Raw genomic sequence first — 1,172 nt, forward strand, 5'->3', positions numbered from 1 at the left:
TTATACCAACCATTGTTTGGCCTGACTCACGGGGTACCCATCGGTTTAAAAATGTGATTCATAGGATGCAGACCATTCTCTGAAGGAGGCATTCTGGATGGGCAGCCCTCTATCCCTGCGTGACGATCATGATAGTTCGGAGTTGCGACGCCTTGCGCGCAGAAGCCGGCATGCGGGTCAGTCGCGTCGCCTGTTGGCGCTTGCGGCGATTTATGATGGCGCCTCGCGCGGCGAGGCGGCCCTGCTTGCGGGGACAGACCGTCAGAGTATCCGTGACTGGGTGCTGCGTTTCAATGCGGATGGCCCGGATGGCCTTGTGGATCGTCATGGCGGGGGACAGAAAGCCCGCCTGACACAGGAGATGCTGTCTGCCCTGAAAACCCGGCTCGAAGAAAGACCCATCCCTGCGGTGCATGGTGTTGTCCGCTGGCGACTGTGTGATCTCTGCGGGTGGCTGCATGAGACCTATGGCGTCAGCCTGTCGGAAACGCGTCTGGGTCAGATCATACGCCGCGAGGGGTTCCGCCTGCTGACAGCCCGGCCACGGCACTATCGCCAGGATACAGAAGCCCAGGACATTTTTAAAAAGAGTTCCCCGGTGTCATGGCGGCGATCAGGTCCAGACATCCCGGAAAAGATATCGAAATCTGGTGGTCTGACGAGGCGCGGATCGGCCAGAAAACGAAGCTGACCCGACGGTGGGCGAAACGGGGCACCCGGCCCCGGGCCGTTGCTGACCTGCGCACCAGATCCGCGTGGATTTTCGGGGCCATCTGTCCTGAAAAGGGAGCGGCCGCAGGCCTCGTGCTCCCTGTCTGCAACCTGCACGGCATGCAGCTCCATCTCGCGGAGATTTCACGCACGGTCGCGCAGGGCGCTCACGCCGTCCTCATTGTGGATCAGGCCGCATGGCATACCAGTCAGAAGCTGGATGTTCCCTACAATATCACCATTCTCCCGCTGCCTCCCCGGGCTCCTGAACTGAACCCGGTGGAAAATCTCTGGCAGTTCCTGCGCAATACATGGCTCTCAAACAGGATCTTCAGAACCTATGACGATATCGTTGATATCGCCTGCCATGCCTGGAACCAGCTCGTCAATCAACCATGGCGCATCATGTCAATCGGACTGCGCAATTGGGCTCATGGGTTATAGCAATCAACGGTTGGTAT

Annotated in this window: 1 protein-coding gene; it reads left to right on the forward strand. The window is 58.9% G+C overall.

What is annotated here, in order from left to right; all coding sequences use genetic code 11:
• Positions 1-97: 97 nt before the first annotated feature.
• Positions 98-1,155, forward strand: a protein-coding gene (locus tag DV027_RS17305) for an IS630 family transposase (protein WP_198133929.1) whose coding sequence is annotated in 2 segments (ribosomal slippage) — positions 98-590 and positions 590-1,155 — 1,059 coding nt in all. Because the reading frame shifts where the segments join, the coding sequence is not laid out codon by codon here.
• Positions 1,156-1,172 lie beyond the last annotated feature (17 nt).

Origin of the sequence: Komagataeibacter xylinus (assembly GCF_004302915.1) — a bacterium.
GTDB classification, from domain to species: Bacteria; Pseudomonadota; Alphaproteobacteria; order Acetobacterales; family Acetobacteraceae; genus Komagataeibacter; species Komagataeibacter xylinus_C.